17 protein-coding genes are annotated in these 16,521 nt (G+C 69.7%); 15 read left to right on the forward strand and 2 right to left on the reverse strand.

Features of this window, described 5'->3' with window-relative positions:
- The 15 genes from AB1634_14405 to AB1634_14475 form a co-directional block, all read left to right on the forward strand.
- Positions 1-339: TonB family protein (locus tag AB1634_14405; protein ID MEW6220705.1), on the forward strand; the 339-nt coding region annotated here is incomplete at its 5' end.
- Positions 340-424: 85 nt separating this feature from the next.
- Positions 425-2,560: a TonB-dependent receptor gene (locus tag AB1634_14410; protein MEW6220706.1), complete on the forward strand. Its 2,136-nt coding sequence runs from the start codon at positions 425-427 to the stop codon at positions 2,558-2,560.
- 39 nt (positions 2,561-2,599) lie between these two features.
- Positions 2,600-3,559, forward strand: a complete 960-nt coding sequence (locus AB1634_14415) for a hypothetical protein (protein MEW6220707.1) — start codon at positions 2,600-2,602, stop codon at positions 3,557-3,559.
- The gene (locus AB1634_14420; protein ID MEW6220708.1) at positions 3,544-4,560 is read left to right on the forward strand and encodes a 4Fe-4S binding protein; all 1,017 of its coding nucleotides are present in this window, start codon (positions 3,544-3,546) and stop codon (positions 4,558-4,560) included. The genes AB1634_14415 and AB1634_14420 overlap by 16 nt, the downstream gene beginning before the upstream one ends.
- Positions 4,550-5,815 (forward strand): 2-hydroxyacyl-CoA dehydratase family protein, encoded by a 1,266-nt coding sequence (locus tag AB1634_14425; protein MEW6220709.1) that lies wholly within the window; start codon positions 4,550-4,552, stop codon positions 5,813-5,815. The genes AB1634_14420 and AB1634_14425 overlap by 11 nt, the downstream gene beginning before the upstream one ends.
- Complete coding sequence (locus tag AB1634_14430) at positions 5,812-6,714, forward strand: acyl-CoA dehydratase activase (GenBank protein ID MEW6220710.1); 903 nt, start codon at positions 5,812-5,814, stop codon at positions 6,712-6,714. Before AB1634_14425 ends, AB1634_14430 begins: the two co-directional genes overlap by 4 nt.
- Before the next feature lie 141 nt (positions 6,715-6,855).
- Positions 6,856-7,350, forward strand: coding sequence for a nitrous oxide reductase accessory protein NosL (locus AB1634_14435; protein ID MEW6220711.1), 495 nt, complete (start codon positions 6,856-6,858; stop codon positions 7,348-7,350).
- A 19-nt stretch (positions 7,351-7,369) separates the two neighbouring features.
- Entirely contained in the window at positions 7,370-8,650 is a 1,281-nt protein-coding gene (locus tag AB1634_14440) for an ATP-binding protein (GenBank protein MEW6220712.1), read from the forward strand.
- 9 nt (positions 8,651-8,659) lie between these two features.
- Positions 8,660-9,982, forward strand: a complete 1,323-nt coding sequence (locus AB1634_14445) for a sigma-54 dependent transcriptional regulator (protein MEW6220713.1) — start codon at positions 8,660-8,662, stop codon at positions 9,980-9,982.
- Positions 9,979-10,467 (forward strand): hypothetical protein, encoded by a 489-nt coding sequence (locus AB1634_14450; protein MEW6220714.1) that lies wholly within the window; start codon positions 9,979-9,981, stop codon positions 10,465-10,467. Before AB1634_14445 ends, AB1634_14450 begins: the two co-directional genes overlap by 4 nt.
- 266 nt (positions 10,468-10,733) lie before the next feature.
- Positions 10,734-11,549, forward strand: coding sequence for a molybdate ABC transporter substrate-binding protein (gene modA / locus AB1634_14455; GenBank protein MEW6220715.1), 816 nt, complete (start codon positions 10,734-10,736; stop codon positions 11,547-11,549).
- Complete coding sequence (gene modB, locus AB1634_14460) at positions 11,546-12,232, forward strand: molybdate ABC transporter permease subunit (protein ID MEW6220716.1); 687 nt, start codon at positions 11,546-11,548, stop codon at positions 12,230-12,232. Before modA ends, modB begins: the two co-directional genes overlap by 4 nt.
- Positions 12,232-13,287, forward strand: coding sequence for a molybdenum ABC transporter ATP-binding protein (modC, locus tag AB1634_14465; protein MEW6220717.1), 1,056 nt, complete (start codon positions 12,232-12,234; stop codon positions 13,285-13,287). Before modB ends, modC begins: the two co-directional genes overlap by 1 nt.
- Positions 13,288-13,600: 313 nt before the next feature.
- A complete protein-coding gene (locus AB1634_14470; GenBank protein MEW6220718.1) occupies positions 13,601-14,659 on the forward strand; it encodes an Rpn family recombination-promoting nuclease/putative transposase in 1,059 nt (352 codons plus the stop codon).
- A gap of 120 nt (positions 14,660-14,779) precedes the next feature.
- Positions 14,780-14,968, forward strand: coding sequence for a hypothetical protein (locus AB1634_14475; protein ID MEW6220719.1), 189 nt, complete (start codon positions 14,780-14,782; stop codon positions 14,966-14,968).
- A 150-nt stretch (positions 14,969-15,118) separates the two neighbouring features.
- Here AB1634_14475 and AB1634_14480 read toward each other — a convergent pair whose 3' ends face one another.
- Both AB1634_14480 and AB1634_14485 read right to left on the reverse strand, forming a co-directional pair.
- A complete protein-coding gene (locus AB1634_14480) occupies positions 15,119-15,814 on the reverse strand; it encodes a DUF6443 domain-containing protein (GenBank protein ID MEW6220720.1) in 696 nt (231 codons plus the stop codon).
- Positions 15,815-16,059: 245 nt separating this feature from the next.
- Positions 16,060-16,521: hypothetical protein (locus AB1634_14485; protein MEW6220721.1), on the reverse strand; the 462-nt coding region annotated here is incomplete at its 5' end.

Raw genomic sequence — 16,521 nt, forward strand, 5'->3', positions numbered from 1 at the left:
GGTGCCGCAGCTGCCGCCGGGGCCGGCGGCCCGGCGGCAGCTGCGGCCAACCCGCTGCCGGGCTACGTCGCCATCATCCGGGGCCGGATCGAGCAGGCCAAGAAGTACCCGCGGCTGGCCCGGGAGAACCAGATCGAGGGCGAGGCCACGGTGTCGTTCCGGCTGCAGCCGGACGGCGCCCTGGCGCAGGCGGAGCTTCTGGCCAGCTCCGGCAACCGCTGGCTGGACCGGGCGGCGCTGGAGGCGGTGCGCGCCGCCGCCCCCTATCCCGGCTTTCCGGGCCGGCGGGAGGAGCTGCCGGACAGCTTCCGGATCACGGTGGCCTTTGTCTTGCGCTGACCGCCCCGGCGAGCCGGTCGTCAAGCCGGCGTCACTGACCAGGCCCGGTCAGCCTGCTGCTGTCCGGCCCAAGGAGAATCCATCCATGACCAGGAGCACCCTTGTCCTTTCCGGCCTTCTCGTCCTGGCCGCTCTGCCATGCCGGGCCGAGGAGGACCAGACCATCGCCTCCGGCCAGGACGTCGGCCAGGTGATGGTGACCGCCACCCGTACCGAGCGGACCACCGAGGAGATCCCGGCCGGGGTGAGCACGGTGGGCGAGGAGGTGATCGAGCATTCCCGCATGCTGGGCATCAAGGAGGCCCTGGTGGGCCTGCCCGGGGTGCAGGCAGAGACCAAGAACAACGGCTACGATGCCCGCCTCATCATCCGCGGCTCCGGGCTCAAGGCCCGCTACGGGGTGCGGGAGATCATGGTCCTCCTGGACGGGGTGCCGATCACCGACCCGGATGGCATGTCCCGCTTCGATTTCGTGGACACGCAGCTGATCGAGCAGGTGGAGGTGGTGCGGGGGCCCAATTCCACCCTCTACGGCGCCAACGCCTCCGGTGGGGTGGTCAACATCATCACCAAGAGCCCCATGGAGGAGATCGAAAGCCTCAAGATCGGCTACGGCGACGACAACACCCAGCTGGCCACCGGGCTTTTCAGCAAGGCCGTCGGCGACAGCTATGTCAACCTGAGCGCCACCCGCAAGTCCTCGGACGGCTGGCGGGCCTGGAACGAATTCGACTCCACCCTGGTCGGGCTCAAGGTGGGCCATGTCTTTGCGGACGAAAGCATGGTGGAGCTTGCAGCCAGCTACACCGATGCCGACCTGCAGCTGCCCGGCAGCCTGAGCGCCCAGGAATTCGCCGCCGATCCCAGCCAGGCCACCACCGAGTTTTTTCGCCACTCCAGCCGGGACAGCCGGGTCCGCTACGCCACCCTGCGGGGCGAAAAGGGCCTGGGCGAGCTCAGTCTCAAGCCGGTGGGCTATCTCCAGAGCTGGGACCACTTCCACCCGGTGCCCGGCGGCATCAACGAGGCGGATGCCTGGGTCTACGGCGTCGACCTGCCCAGCGACTGGCAGCACCACCCGGCGGGCCTGGCCGCAGTGCTGACCGTTGGCCTCAGCGGCCAGATCGACAGCCAGGAGTCCGAGAAGTTTGCCTACGCCGACCTCAAGCCGCACACCCCGGCCAACCCCGGGGACCGCAAGCGGTTCGACTACACCCTGTCCGACCGAAAAAGCGACCTCATCGAGACCTCGGACAGCGTGATCACGAAGTGGGGGGTGTATGCCCAGGAGTCCCTGCGGCCCAGCGACCGTTGGATTGTCGACCTCGGGGTGCGCTACGACCAGGTGCTCTTCGATATCGACACCGAGCGCTTCGGCGAGTTCGACTGGAGCACCAGCGGGTTTTCCGCCCTGCGGGAGACGGTGGCGGTGGACAAGACCTTCGAGCAAATCAGCCCGCGGCTGGGGGTGGTGCACAAGACCCTGCCGTGGCTCAACCTCTACGGCTCGGTGGCCACCGGCTTCCGCACCCCCCAGGGCGCCGAGCTGGAGGACAACCCGGATCTCGATCCGGCCACCAGCCTGAGCTACGAGATCGGCGGCAAGGGCCGCTTGGCGGCCGGCCACAGCTTCGACCTGGCCGTCTTCCGCGAGGACGTGGACGATGATATCGTCCAGGCCCTGGTGGAAAGCGGCATCGTCACCTACAGCAACGCCGGCGCGGTGCGCAAGCACGGGGTCGAACTGGCCGGGGAAGTCCAGGCCCTGACCGGGCTCGCCGTCGGCGGCTCCTACACCTACAGCGACTTCGAGTACGACGAGTTTGCCGAGCCGATCACCGCCTTCAACCCGGTGCTGCGGCGGATGGTGACCACGGTTTTCGACCGGGGTGGCAACCAGCTGCCGTACATCCCCAGGCACCAGTACGCGCTGTACGGCCGCTACCAGCACCCTGCCGGGCTGCGGCTCAAGCTGTCCGCCGCCACCTGGGGCTCCTACTTCGTCGACAGCGCCAACTCCGAGAAATACCAGGGCTATGAGCTGGTCACCAGCCTGTTCGTCGGCTACGAGCAAGGCCCCTGGGCCTTGGCCCTGGATGTCGCCAACCTCTGGGACGACACCTACGCCATGGAGGTGACCAAGACCGCCAGCACGAACGACACGCGCTACGTGCCGGGCGGCCCCCGGTCGGTCTTTGCCTCGGTGACCTACCGGTTCTAGGAGCCGGCGGGGGGATGGACGATGGACAGGATGGACAATATGGACAGGATGGACTGGGCTTCCTGGCGCTGGGGGGCCATGGCGATGGTGGCTGTGGTCCTGGGCGCGGCTGGGCTGGCTGCTGGGGGCGAGCTGCCATTCCTGGTGCTGGCGCCGGCCCCGCCTCGCGGCGCCGGGCATGAGGCCTGCGCCCCGCCGGCGGTGGAGTCGGAGCACCGGCCGCAGCCGGTGCGCGCCTACCGGCTGAGCGGCCCGGTGAGCGACGCGGCGGCGGCCTGGGTGCAGCGGCCGACCGGGGCGGTGGACGAAGCGGTCATCCGGCAGCAGGGGCCGGTGGCGGTGGTCAGCTTTCCGGCAGCCATGGGCGATGGCCCCATGCACGGCCTGCATAGCCTTTATGTGGTGGACCGCCAAGCCCTGGCGGCGGGAGAGGAGATCCGGGTCGCCAAGTGGGTGACCATCCACCACAGCTGTGGCTGGGGACACGCGTACAAGCACGATCCGGAGCGGCTGACGGCCCACTGCCTGGACACCATCCCCCTGGAGGTGGTCGGCCACGACCTCTGGGACGGCAACTTCCACTCCGACGTCCGGGCCGGCGACCAGCTCCGCTTTCAGGTGCTTTCCTTCGGCCGGCCGGTGGCGGAGGCAGCGGTGCGCCTGAAGACCGCCGGCGGCTGGGAAAAGGAAGAGCCGAGCGACCAGGAGGGCTGGGTGGCCTTCCAGCTGCCGGCGGACTCCTTCCCCGGAGACTGGGGAGAATTCCGGAGCAGCCAGCGGACGCCGTTCACGGTGCAGGCCCGGTGGAGCACCGGGCCGGAAGAGGCCCGGACCAGGATGACCTCGACCCTGGTCTGGCGCGCCGGACCGGCCCGGGCCGCCTACCGCTCCCGGCTGGCGGGGCTGGCCCTGGTGCTGGCCGGGCTTGGCGCCAGCGGCCTGGGGGTATTCCTTTTCCGGCGCCGCCTCCGGTGGCGGCAGCCATGGGCAAGCCTGTGACGCGCCTCCGGCCATGGATCAACGGCCTCGATCTGGAGCGGCTGCGCAGCGTGGTCCAGATCCTCTCCTTCGTCTTTCTGCTCTACGGCGGCTATCTGGCAGTGGACCTCTCCTCCTCCCTGCCCACCTTTGCCTGTGCCTTTGTGGAAAGCCGCGGCGGCACCTGCTACCTCTATCCCCTCCAGCACCAGGCCAACATCCCCGTGGACCAGATCCTCACCGGCCGGGGGATGGGCGTCCTGACCAGCTTCCTCACCTTCCTCCTGTTCTTCGTCTTTCTCAACAAGGGCTGGTGCGGCTTTCTTTGCCCTTTGGGCACGGTGCAGGACTGGATCACCGGCATGAGGCGGCAGCTGGGCATCCGCCCCAGCAGCTACCGGCGGGTGACCTTCCGGCGGCTGGGCTGGATCAAGTACGGCCTTCTTTTGCTGCTTCTTGTCCTGCCCCTGGGCATGAGCAACGCCCTGCCGGGTCTGCCCAAGCTGTCTTCGGAGTTTGCCACCCCGTTCTGCCTGCTCTGCCCGGGCCGGACGGTTCTGCCCCTGCTGAGCCTGGGCGACCTCAGCCAGCTGTCCCTGGATCTCGGCTCCTGGCCGAAGGCGGTGCTCACTGCCCTGGGTCTTCTTTTCACCGGCGTATTCCTGGCCGGCGCCCTGGTCAAGAAGCGTTTTGCCTGCCTGTTCTGCCCCATGAGCGCCCTGCAGTACCTGGTGTCCAAGGTGGCCTTCTTCCGGCTGCGCAAGGATGGCGGCACGTGCAGCCGCTGCGGCAACTGCCTGCGGGTGTGCGACATGGGGATCGTGGCCATTGCCGAGGATTGCACCCACAAGAACATCCTGCAGGCCGATTGCATGCTCTGCCTCAAGTGTGTGGGCGCCTGCCCGGAAGAGCGCTGCCTGGAGGCGACTGTGCTGGGCTGGCCGGTGTACCAGTCCACCGGGGCAGGCTTCCACCGGCGGCTGGCCAGGAAGATGGCGGACTGGGCTGACCATGAACGATGAGCGGCTGGCGCGGCTGCGCCATACCACCGGAATGCGGCTGGCCATGGAGGAGAGCGCCACCCTGGCCGCCATCGAGGGCGACTTTGCCGGCAACCCGCAAGGCATGGGCTACTTCTACGATCTCTTCCGGCAGGGCCGCTCTCTCCTGGCCGGGGCAGAGCCCCTGGTGGGCACCACCTGCATCCAGGTGCCGGAGGAGCTGATCTACGCGGTGGGCGCCCGGCCGCTGCGGCTGTGCAGCGGCGCCTCTGCCCACGAGCAGGTGGGGGCTGAGCTGCTGCCCGCCAAGGCCTGCCCGCTGGTCAAGGCGACCTGCGGCCGCCTGGCGCTTCTGGCCCCGGAGGAGCGGCAGCGTCTGGCCCTGGTGGCGGTGCCCACCACCTGTGACCAGAAGCGCAAGACCGGGGAGCTCCTGGCCGCGGACGGCTGGCCGGTCCATTCCCTGGCCGTGCCGCCCGCCAGCGACACCGAGGAGGCGCATGCCTACTGGTACGCCTCCATCGGCCGCCTGCTGCAGAGGCTGGAGGAGGCCACCGGCAACCGCGCCAGCGTACGCTCGCTCCAGGCCGCCATCGCCAAGGTCGAGGCGGCCCGGGGGGCCTTTCGCCGCCTCCACGCCCTGGCCGAGGCCCGCCCCCCGGTGCTCCTGGGCAAGGACGCCCTTCTGGTCGCCTCAGCCTACCAGGCCGGCGACATCAACCGCTGGACCCGGGCGGTGCATGAGCTGTGCACCGAGCTGGAGGCCCGGGTGCGGGCCGGGCAAACGGCCTGCAGCGAGCGGGCGCCCCGGCTGCTGCTCGCCGGCTCGCCGCCGCTTTTCCCCAACCTCAAGGTGCCACTCCTCCTGGAGAAGGCCGGGGCGGTCCTGGTGGGTGACGAGGCCTGCAGCTCCTGCCGGCTGCTCTACGATCGGCTGGCCTTCGACGAGGCGGCGCGCTATGACCTGCTGCCCGCGGTGGCCGACCGCTATCTCAAGCCTTGCGCCTGCCCATGCCTCACCCCGGACGGCAACCGTCTCCGCCGGCTGACCGCCCAGGCCCAGCGGCTGGCTGCCGACGGCGTCGTCTACCTGACCTTTGCCGGCTGCCATCTTTTTGCCATGGAGCAGGGGACGGTGGGCAGCACCTTCGCCGGGCTCGGCCTGCCCATGCTGGCCATCGAGACGGATTTCAGCCCCGAGGATACCGGCCAGCTCTCCACCCGGGTGGAGGCGTTCATCGAGTCCATTCGCGCCAGGAAACGGAGGCGAGCATGAACGGCTACTTCTGCGGCATCGATATCGGCTCCACCGCCATCAAGGTCGCCATCATCGACCAGGCAGGCCGGCCAGCGGCCTCGACCATTGCCCGGACCGGCGGCCACTTCGTGCGCAACGCCCGGGCAGCCCTGGAGCATACCCTGGCGGCGGGGGGCATCGAGGCCGGCCAGCTGCGCTACACGGTCGCCACCGGCTACGGCCGCAAGCTCTTTCCGGAGGCGGACGAGCGCTTAAGCGAGATCACGGCCAACGCCCTGGGCGCCACGGCCGACGATGGCGCCGGATTGGGGGTGCGCACGGTCATCAACATCGGCGGCCAGGACTCCAAGGTCATCGCCCTGGACGACCAGGGCCAAGTGCGCGATTTCGCCATGAACGACAAGTGTGCGGCCGGCACCGGCCGTTTCCTGGAGATGGCGGCCCGCAGCCTGGAGGTGCCCCTGGAGGATCTGGGCCGGCTGCACACCGAAAGCGCCGAGGTGCCGGTGACGATCAGCAGCACCTGCACGGTCTTTGCCGAATCCGAGCTCGTCAGCCTGCTGGCCGCCGGCCGCAGCCCGGCCGCCATCGCCCGCGGCATCCACTACGCCATCGCCCGCCGGATCGCCCGGCTGGCCCGGCGGCTGGGGGTCGAGGACCCCGTGCTCTTCGACGGCGGCCCGGCTCTCAATCCGGGCCTGGTCGCGGCCCTGGAGGACGAGCTCCTGCGGCCGGTGATCGTGGCCCAGACACCCCAGATCACCACCGCCCTGGGCGCTGCCCTGGCGGCTCGCAACGCCTGCCAGGAGAACGAAGCCTGTCCCGCACTTGACACCCCGCCGCCCCTGGACCATAAGATGGGCTTGCCGGAGGCAGGTCAGGCCGCCCGCCTGCCGTGGGGCTGGCTGCAGTGGTGAGGAGGGCGGGGAGACGCCGCGGGGGTGCAACGCGCCGGGGGATGAATCCCCCGGCTAGCTGTGTCTGCTCTCGCTGCGCGAGGCTCTGGCGGAAGACATCCTTCAATAAGAGCTACGGCGTGGCATGCCCGAGGTGGTCTCATGGCCCATGCTCACGAGCGACATTCCAGGGTGGTGGGGCTGGCGATTGGACTGGCGTTGCTCCTGGTCGCCCTGGGCGGATGGGCGGGTGGGCCAAGCCCCATCGCCAAGACGGATCGCTGTCCGGTCTGCGGCATGTTTGTGGGCCGGTATCCCGACTTCGCGGCCCAGATCGAGCTGGCCGCAGGCGGCGTTCTCCACTTCGACGGGGTCAAGGATCTGTTCAAGTGCTATCTGGGGCAGGCTGGCCAGGATGTCGGCTGCAAGGCCCGGGACTGGGGGGCGGTGTGGGTGCGGGACTATGTTTCCCTGGCCTGGATCGACGGCCGGCAGGCCTTCTTTGTCATCGGCAGCGACGTGTTCGGCCCCATGGGACGCGAGCTGATCCCTTTTGCCGCCGAGGCCGCTGCCCGGGCCTTTGTCGAGATCCACGGCGGCACCCGGGTGCTGCGCTTCGGGGAGATCACCCCGGAGCTCATCGTGCAGCTGGACTGATGCTCCGGCCCAGGCGGCGGTGCCGGCCGCTCTCGCCGGCCTGACCGTTGCCGCCATGCCCATGCGTCTGTCGGTCCATACCAGCCTGCGGGCCTTCCTCCTCCTGTTCGGCCTCGCCTCGTCGGCGGCTATGCTGTTCATCACCGCCCGGGTCACCACCGCGGTGGGCAGTCTGGCCGAGCGCTCCCTGGAGAGCACGGCCTTTGCCCTGGCCTTCGCGGTGGAGAGCGCCCTTTTGGCCGGGGAGCAGGCGGAAGAGGTGCAGCGGATCCTGTCGGACCGGGTGGTGGCGTACGCGCTCGTGGCCGACGCCCAGGGGACGATCCTCTTCCACACCAACCCGGAGCTGGTGGGCAGCCGGCTGCCGGCGGCGGAGGCCGAACCGCCCCGGCCGGTGGCTGGCCGGCCGGGCGGCCAGCGCCTGCGGCTCGGCACCCAGGCCCCGGCCTTTGCCTTTTCCTATCCGCTCCGCAGCCGGCAGGATCGGCCGGAGCTGCTGCGGCTGGTGCTGCACACCGCGCCGGTGGACCGGATCGCCGGCGAGGCCCAGGGCCTGTGGGGCGGGACCGCGGCCCTTCTGGCCGTGCTGTGGGCCTTGGCCATCGGTCTCGAACGGATCCTGGCCCGCCAGCTGCGGCTGCAGGCCGACCTGGCCCGCAGCGAGCGGCTGGCCCTGGTCGGCCAGATGACCGCCACCCTGGCCCACGAGATCCGCAACGCCCTGGGCAGCACCAAGGGCTTCGCCCAGTGGGTGGACGAGAAGACCGGGCCGGAGGACCCGCGCAAGGCCGGCCTGGCGGCGGTGCTGGCCGGCACCGAGCGGATCGATGGCCTGGTGGAGGGTCTGCTGCTCTATGCCCGGGGGGAGCGCTACTGCCTCGCGCCGGTGGATGCCGGGCAGGCGCTGCGGCAGGCGGCGGCGACCTGCCCGCAGCCGGGGTGCACCACGGTCGAGGCGCCGGACCGGATCCGGGTGCTGGGCGATGCCGAAAAGCTGCACCGGGTGCTGGCCAACGGCATCCGCAACGCCCTGGAGGCCGGCGGCGACGGCGCGCCGGTGCGGCTGGTCGCCCGCCCGGCCGGCCGCCGGGTGCTGATCCGCATCGAGGACCGCGGTCCCGGCATCCCGGCGGACAGCGCCGCCCGGCTCTTCACACCCTTTTTCACCACCAAGGCCGCCGGCACCGGCCTGGGGCTGGCCTACGCCCGCAAGGTCATCGAGGGCATGCGCGGGGAGATCGCCCTCGCCAACCGGGATGGCGGCGGGGCGGTGCTGTCCATCTGGCTGCCACGGGGGTGACCTCCGGCCATGCAACGACGGATCCTGGTGGTGGACGACGATGCGCCCATGCGCGCCTTCCTGACCGGCGTGCTCCGGGAGGAGGGCTACGTGGTGGAGGAGGCGGGTGGGGGCCAGGAGGCCTTGGCCCGCCTCAGGGCGGCGCCTTTTGATCTGGTGCTCACCGACCTCCGGATGCCCGACCTCACGGGACTGGACCTCCTGGCCCCCGGCCGGGTGGCCCGGCCGGAGGCCCGCTGGGTGCTCATCACCGCCTACGGCTCCATCGGCAGCGCCGTCGAGGCCATGAAGGCCGGGGCGGCTGACTACCTGACCAAGCCCCTGCGCAGCCCCGATGAGCTGCGGCATGTGGTCCGCCGGGTGCTGCGGGAGGCCGAGGCCGAGGAGAAGATCGAGGTTCTGTCCGAGGAGCTGGGGCGAAGCTTCCCGCCCCTGGAGACCGTGTTCTGCGGCGAGGCCATGCAGGCGGTCCGCCAGCTGGTGGTCGAGGTGGCCCCCACCACGACCACGGTTCTGGTCACCGGCCCGACCGGCACCGGCAAGGAGCTGGTGGCTCGGGCCATCCATGGCCTGAGTGCCCGGCGCCTGCGGCCGTTCGTGGCCGTGCATTGCGCGGCCCTGGCCGAGTCGGTGCTCGAAAGTGAGCTGTTCGGCCACGAGCGGGGTGCCTATACCGGCGCGGTGGCCAGCCGCAAGGGGCGCTTCGAGCTGGCCCATGGCGGCACCCTCTTTCTGGACGAGGTCGGGGACATCCCGCTCGCCATCCAGGTGAAGCTCTTGCGGGTGCTGCAGGAGCGGGAGATCGAGCGGGTGGGCGGAGCCGGTCCGGTGGCCACGGATGTGCGGATCATCTCGGCCACCAACCAGGACCTGCGGGCGGCGATGGCAGCCGGCCGCTTCCGGGAGGACCTCTTCTACCGTCTCAACGTCTTCCCCATCGCCATCCCGCCCCTGGCCTGGCGCCGGGACGCCATCCTGCCGCTGGCCCAGTACTTTGTGGTCCGCTCGGCGGCGGCTTGCGGCAAGCCGCCGCCGGCCTTGACCGGCGAGGCCGGCCAGGCCCTGGCCGCCTATGCCTGGCCGGGCAATGTCCGCGAGCTGCAAAACGTTATCGAGCGGGCGGTGATCCTGGCCGGCAGCACCGTCCTGCCTCGCCATCTGAATCTGGAGCCAATGGGTCCGGGGGAGGGGGCGGGGCGCCTGCAGGCCAGCGAGCGGGAGACCATTGTCCGGGTGCTCTCCGAGGTGGGGGGCAACCGCCGCCAGGCGGCGGAGCTCCTGGGCATCTCCCTGCGCACCCTCCAGTACCGGATCAAGGAGTACGGCCTATGACGACCCCTGCCCGTGGCAAGAGGGAGCGGCCAGCCGCCAGCCTGGCCTCGCTCCTGGCCCTGGCTCTGCTGGTGCCGGCGGCGCTGCCGGCCCGGGCCGCCGGGGGGGAGGCGGCGACCGGCCTGACCGCGCCCGATTCAGCCCTGGGCTTCGACCGCAACACGGTGGGCGAGGTCCAAGGCCAGGCGGCTGGCCTGGTCGTCCCGGACCAGGGACTGGTCCGCTTCCGGCTGCAGACCGCAAGCGGCCCCTACCTGGTCGTCACCGCCCCTCCCTGGTACTGGCGGCAGCTCAAGCTTCCCCTGGCGGACGGTGTCGAGGTGGTGGTGGAGGGGTCCAAGTCGCTGGCTGCCGACGGCGAGCGGATCGTCGTCGCCCGCTGCCTGCGCCTGCTGCCGGACGGTCGCACCATGGTCTTCCGGGACTACCGCGGCCGGCCGATGTGGGAGATCGGCCCCCGCCCCGGCCAGCCCCGGCAGCCTTAGCCACCCGGGAAGGGCGGGGGCGGCTGGCGCCCCTCGGCACTCCCTGTGGGACAATTCTGTCCCTTGCCCTCCATTCTTGTCTCCTCTCCGGCACGCCCAACCGCTGGCGGTCCGGGTGGCCGGCCGCCGCTGGCCGGCAGCGCGCTACCGTGCGGCCCGGAGCCGCCGGCCGCCATCCCCTGGCACAGCGGTTGCTCTCTGGTCAAAAGAAAGACCGCAACGAGAGCCCAACCCGAGGAGCCAGCCATGGCGGGAGAGAGCAGGCGATGAAGACCACGAAGGCCAAAGGAGCCGTCCTGGCGCTGTTTGTCCTTGCCGTCCTCTCGGGGCCGGCTCGGGCTGCGGCCGCGGAGATCCATCTGTCGGCGGCCGCCAGCCTGAGCGACGCCGTCAAGGCCCTGGCCGCTGCCTTCCGCCACGGGCAGCCGCAGGTGGTCATCCGGCCCAATTTCGGCTCCTCCGGCGCCCTGGCCGAGCAGATCGTCCAGGGGGCGCCTGCCGACCTTTTCATCTCGGCCAACCGCCAATGGATGGATCACCTGGTGCGGGAGGGCCGCATCGAGGGCGGATCCGTGCGGGTGATCGCCGCCAACACCCTGGTCTTCGCCGGTCGCCCCGGAGTCGGGGTCGCCTCGCTGGCGGCGCTGCCGCAGCTTTCCCGGATCGCCCTGGGCAGCCCCCGGAGTGTGCCGGCGGGCCAGTATGCCGAGCAGGCCATGCGGGCCGTCTCGGTCTACGAGAAGATGCTTTCGGCCAACCAGCTGGTGATGGCCAGGGACGTCCGGCAGGCCCTGCTCTATGCTGACCGGGGGGAGGTGGACGGCGCCTTCATCTACAAGAGCGACGCCCTGCTGGCCGGCCGGGCGGTCATCCTCTTCACCGTGCCGGCGGCGCTGCATGAGCGGATCGACTGCCCGGCCGGGCTCACCCCGGAGGGCAGTCACAACGAGGCCGCCCGATCGCTGCTCGACTTTCTGGCCACCCCGGCGGCGTTGGCCATTCTGGAGCGCTTCGGCTTTGTGGCCCCGGCCGCTGGCACGGCTGGCGGCAACCACCGGCCGCCACCGGCACCGTTGTCATGATGGCTCTCTCCCCGCAAGATCTGCAGGCGATTCTGCTGTCGGTCAAGGTGGCCTCCGTGGCCACCGTGCTCTCGGCGCCCTTTGGCTTTGCCACGGCCTATCTGCTCGCCTTCGGGCGCCTGCCAGGGAAGACGATCCTGGAGGGGATTGTGAATTTGCCCCTGGTGCTGCCGCCGGTGGTGGTGGGCTACCTGCTGTTGCTGCTCTTTGGCCGCAACGGTGCCTTTGGCCCTCTGCTCGCCCAGCTCCACCTGCGGATCGTCTTCACCCTCACCGGCGCCGTCGTCGCCTCGGCGGTGGTCGGCTTTCCCTTGCTGGTGCGCGCCATCCGCATCGGCCTGGAGGGGATCGACGCGCACTGCCTGCAGGCTGCCCGCACCCTGGGCGCCTCCCGGTGGGATACCCTCTGCACGGTCGTGCTGCCCCTCGCCGCACCGGCGCTTCTGGCCGGTATGACGCTCATGTTCGCCCGCAGCCTGGGTGAGCTCGGGGCCACGGTCGTCCTGGCCGGCAACATCCCCGGCATCACCCAGACCATTCCCCTGGCGATCTATGACTACACCGCCACCCCTGGCGGCGGCCGCCCGGCCCTGGCACTCTGCCTGGTCTCCATGGCCCTGTCCTTCGTGGCGCTCCTGGCGGGCGAGGCCGCAACCCGCTTCTTCCGGACCCGGAGGTCGTGATGGCCCTGGAGGCCCAGGTCACAAAAAGATTCCCTGGCTTCGAGCTGCGGGCCGATCTGCGCGTCACCTCGCGCTGCTGCGGCGTGTTCGGCCCCTCCGGCAGCGGCAAATCGACCCTGATGCACCTCGTGGCCGGCCTGCTCGCTCCGGACGCCGGCCGGATCGTCCTGTCCGGCCAGGTCCTCTTCGATGCCGGCCGCAGGATCAACCAGCCACCGGAGGCGCGCCGGATCGGCGTGGTCTTCCAGCATGCCCACCTTTTTCCCCATCTCGATGTGCGGGGCAACCTGTTCTACGGCTGGAAACGGACCCCGCCGTTGGAGCGGCGGATCGATCCGGACGCCCTGATCGCGGCGCTGGACCTGGGCCATCTCCTGGCCCGCCGGGTATCCGGCCTGTCCGGCGGCGAGCGCCAGCGGGTGGCGCTGGCCCGTACCATGCTGGCCTGCCCCCGCCTGGTCCTGATGGATGAGCCCCTGACCGGCCTGGATGACCAGCGGAAATACCAGATCATTCCCTACCTGAAGAGGGTGCTCGGCGAGTTCGATATGCCGTTCATGCTCATCAGCCATTCGTTGCAGGAGATGCGCCTGCTCACCGAGGAGGTGCTGCTCTTCGAGCACGGCCAGGTGGCGGCGTCCCTGCCGGTGGAGGAGCTGGCCCGCCGCCAACTGGGGGCCAACAGCCGCGGCTACGTCAACCTGCTCACCCTGAAGGATCCGCAGCCTCAGGGGGACCTGTGGCGCTATCGCTGGGGCGGGGTGGATCTCATCGCCACCGAGAAGGGCGATGGCGCGGGCAGCCTTTTCGAGCTGGGGGCAAAAGACATCACCCTCTTCAAGTGCGACCCCGAAGCCACCAGTGCCCGCAATCGCCTCGCCTGCCGGGTTGGCGGTCTGTTCGGGGACGGCAACCGGATCGGCGTCGAGCTGGCCTGCGCCGGCGGCAGTCTGGTTTCCCAGATCGTGCCGGAGGCAGTGCCGCAACTGGCGATCCGCCCCGGGGCGGAGGTGACGGCGGTCATCAAGGCCTCGGCCCTGCGCCGGCTGTACTGACCAGGGGGGCCCCCCGTTGGTCCCGAAAGACCGGTTGACCTGCCGGGCTGCCACTTCGACGAGAGAACCAGAAGCCGACACGGGCTGGGCACCACCCCTGTGTAGCCATGGAGAGATACGGAGCAGCTATCCGGTCGGGCGTCGGGCGGGGTTGATCCCCGTTCCCAACCGGGCTCAGGCGAGGCCTCCGGACGGCTGTTGACCGATCTGGAGGTCCTCTGGTCGCGCCGGCCACCGTGCAGCGCTTTCTGCCGAACGTCCCCCCTGACGTCCGCGCATTGACAGCCCTGCCCGCCCCGCGTACCATGCGGCCATGAGCGAGGTCGCCAACCCCCACGATCGCTTCGTGAAGGAGGTCCTGGGCCAGCCAGCCACGGCCAGGGACTTCCTGGCCAACTACCTGCCAGCCGAGGTCATCGCCTGCCTGGACCTGGCCAGCCTGGAGGTGGTCAAAGACACCTTCGTCGATCCCCACCTGGCCGAGCACCTGTCCGACCTCCTCTACCAGGTCAACCTGGTGGATGGCCGGCCAGGCTACCTCTACATCCTCTTCGAGCACCGCAGCCACGTCGTCGGCTGCCCGCCCCTCGATGTCCTGCGCTACGCGGTCCAGATCTGGAGCCGGCACCGGGCGATCCACGGCACGGACCGGCTGCCGCCGGTGATCCCCATCCTCTTGTACCACGGCCGCCCGGTCTGGTCCCATCCCCTGGACCTCGGGGGCCTCTTTGACCTGCCAGAGCCGCTTTCCCCCTATCGTCCCTCCTTCCGCTACGAGCTGATCGACCTGGCCCGCTGGCCCGACGAGGCCATCCGGGGCGAGGTGCTGCTCCGCAGCTTTCTTCTCATCACCAAGCACATCTTCGCCGACGACCTGAACGAGCGCCTGCCAGGGGTTCTCGCCCTCATGCGGGATCTCGCCCGCTCCCGGACCGGCCTCCAGTATGTCGAAACCCTTCTCCGCTACGTGGCCGCAGCAGCGCCCCAGGTGGAGGAGGACGCCTTTCGCGCCGCCATCGACACCACTCTCGCCTCAGGAGATCTTGCCATGCCGACACTTGCCGAACGTTGGGAACAGCGGGGCCTGGAGCGCGGCCTCCAACAAGGGCTGCAGCAGGGGCTGCAGCAAGGAATGCAGCAAGGAATACAGCAAGGAATACAACAGGGAATGCAGCAGGGGATGACCAGGGCGCTGCGCCGGAGCGTCGTCGAGGTTCTGGAGGCCAGGTTCGAGACCGTGCCGGATTCCCTGGTCACCAGCCTGGAGGAGGTGCAAACCGAGATGGCCCTGCAGGCGCTCCTCAAGCGCGCCGTCACCATCCCCTCCCTGGACGCCTTCCGCGATCTCGTGCGCCGCACCCTGCGCGACTGAGGTGGTCGGGGCCGTGACGTCCCCTGCAACCATCGCCCGGGAGTCTTCGCGGAGCAATCCCTCCGCCTCAACGGGCTCATCGACCTGGCCCGCTGGCCAGACGAGGCCATCCGGGGCGAGGTGCTGCTCCGCAGCTTCCTTCCCATCACCAAGCACATCTTCGCCGACGACCTGAACGAGCGTCTGCCAGGGGTTCTCGCCCTCATGCGGGATCTCGCCCGCTCCCGGACCGGCCTCCAGTATGTCGAAACCCTTCTCCGCTACGTGGCCGCGGCAGCGCCCCAGGTGGAGGAGGACGCCTTACGGTGAGCTGGGAAGTGGCAGCCACGAAAACCGAAAGAATTTCGTGCCCAACCCGATCAACGCCGTCGTCGTTCTCCATGATCCTTCAAGGAGAATGACCCCGCCACCAACACCTTGGTCATTCTCACCAACGCCCAGGTGCATCAACCCCTTCGCTTACCTCGCCTGGCTTCTGGCCGCCGGCGACCACGTGGCCCAGGACCCGGCCAAGTTCCTGCCCTGGTGCTTCCCAAGGACCCACCGACCCGGGATAGCCCCTGCCGCCCGTCGGTCGACTCGCCGGAGCTCACCCCGCCTGCGCCGCCACGCCCACCTCGGATCCGCCCCAGCACCGGGAATCCGCCTGCTCACGCTCGCCCGCCGCCAGCACCCGCTACGTTCTGCCCCCCCCCGCCGCCCGAAAAAAAATTCGCCGCGGGAGGGGCCGCCACAGGCTTGCGGAAAGGCACGCTGGTGAGCGAGTTCTTCTCGCCGCTGCCCGGATCCTCCACCACCTCGACCATTCTTCCGGAGATCGGCATCCTCGACGGTGGTGCTGAGGCCCTCGTAGGTGAAGGTGGTGGTCAGCCACCGGAAGCCGGTGCCGCCGGAGTTGTCTGTCCGGCTGACCGTGGTCGGCCGGCCGCGGAAGTCAAAGTAGGTGATGACTCGCGGGTAGGAGTTGGTGAGGGGGATGAGCAGCCCGTTCTGGTACCTGGCGGCGTACGGCCCCTCCACCCGGTACTGGCGGCCCATGCTGTCGTAGCGCAGGCGGGTGGTGATGTATTTCGTCTCGGTGTCGCCGGCCTCGGTGCCGATCCGCACCGCCAGGGTCGGCCGGCCCAGACCGTCGAAGTACTGGCAGCTGTCCACGCGGTGGGGGAGATCGTAGGGGTCGAAAGTGCAGGGCTGGAGGAATGCACTTTCGGCCCCTACGTCCCGGTCCACGACTTGGCCCTTCGGCTGCTCGGCCTCTGATCATCCTTCTCTCCATCCACCCCAGTCCACTGCGGCCACGGCTCTGCTACGCCCAATTCGGACCACATGGCGCCGGGTTGACCGTACGTAGACCTAAAAGCCGCAACCCAAGGCCGTCTGTGCCCGCTCCAGCCAAGACGTCAACACGTTCCACCCACCGGCCAAAACTCCACCGGCACCTCGACCCTTGACGGCAAACGACTTTGACGTGTCCCTGCCGGGGCGAGCTCCTGGTCGGTGAACTTGTGGCTTTCCTCGACGGAGCCGGTGTGGCTGCGCTCCTGGCCGAAGGGCAGGTACTCGCTGCTCTCGATGACGGAGAGGCCGGACAGGGTGGCCGCCGTGCTGCCCAGGTGGTCCTTGGCGAAATACATGGGGAGGCCGTTCTCCACCTTGGCCACCCGGAGGGAGCCGGCAAAGATGTACCTGGTCTCGGTGCCGAGGCTGGTGACCTCGAAGATCTTGCCGAAGTAGAAGGTGGCGCTGGTCTTCTTGTCCGTGATCTGGGCGATGTCGCTGGTCCTGGTGTACAGGTACTCCTTCCACTGCACGGTCTCGGCACCGGCCTGGGTCTTGATGGACAGGAGACGGGTCGACCAGGG

Source organism: Thermodesulfobacteriota bacterium (assembly GCA_040755095.1).
In the GTDB taxonomy this organism is placed as follows: Bacteria; Desulfobacterota; Desulfobulbia; order Desulfobulbales; family JBFMBH01; genus JBFMBH01.

Excerpts from the sequence above, each read along its gene's own strand:
- AB1634_14445 (MEW6220713.1), top strand. The coding sequence starts at position 8,660 with ATGCAACGACGGATCCTGGTGGTGGACGACGATGCGCCCATGCGCGCC.
- modC (MEW6220717.1), top strand. The coding sequence starts at position 12,232 with ATGGCCCTGGAGGCCCAGGTCACAAAAAGATTCCCTGGCTTCGAGCTG.
- AB1634_14415 (MEW6220707.1), top strand. The coding sequence starts at position 2,600 with ATGGACAGGATGGACTGGGCTTCCTGGCGCTGGGGGGCCATGGCGATG.
- AB1634_14425 (MEW6220709.1), top strand. The coding sequence starts at position 4,550 with ATGAACGATGAGCGGCTGGCGCGGCTGCGCCATACCACCGGAATGCGG.
- AB1634_14430 (MEW6220710.1), top strand. The coding sequence starts at position 5,812 with ATGAACGGCTACTTCTGCGGCATCGATATCGGCTCCACCGCCATCAAG.
- AB1634_14435 (MEW6220711.1), top strand. The coding sequence starts at position 6,856 with ATGGCCCATGCTCACGAGCGACATTCCAGGGTGGTGGGGCTGGCGATT.
- AB1634_14450 (MEW6220714.1), top strand. The coding sequence starts at position 9,979 with ATGACGACCCCTGCCCGTGGCAAGAGGGAGCGGCCAGCCGCCAGCCTG.
- AB1634_14470 (MEW6220718.1), top strand. The coding sequence starts at position 13,601 with ATGAGCGAGGTCGCCAACCCCCACGATCGCTTCGTGAAGGAGGTCCTG.
- modA (MEW6220715.1), top strand. The coding sequence starts at position 10,734 with ATGAAGACCACGAAGGCCAAAGGAGCCGTCCTGGCGCTGTTTGTCCTT.
- AB1634_14420 (MEW6220708.1), top strand. The coding sequence starts at position 3,544 with ATGGGCAAGCCTGTGACGCGCCTCCGGCCATGGATCAACGGCCTCGAT.
- AB1634_14410 (MEW6220706.1), top strand. The coding sequence starts at position 425 with ATGACCAGGAGCACCCTTGTCCTTTCCGGCCTTCTCGTCCTGGCCGCT.
- modB (MEW6220716.1), top strand. The coding sequence starts at position 11,546 with ATGATGGCTCTCTCCCCGCAAGATCTGCAGGCGATTCTGCTGTCGGTC.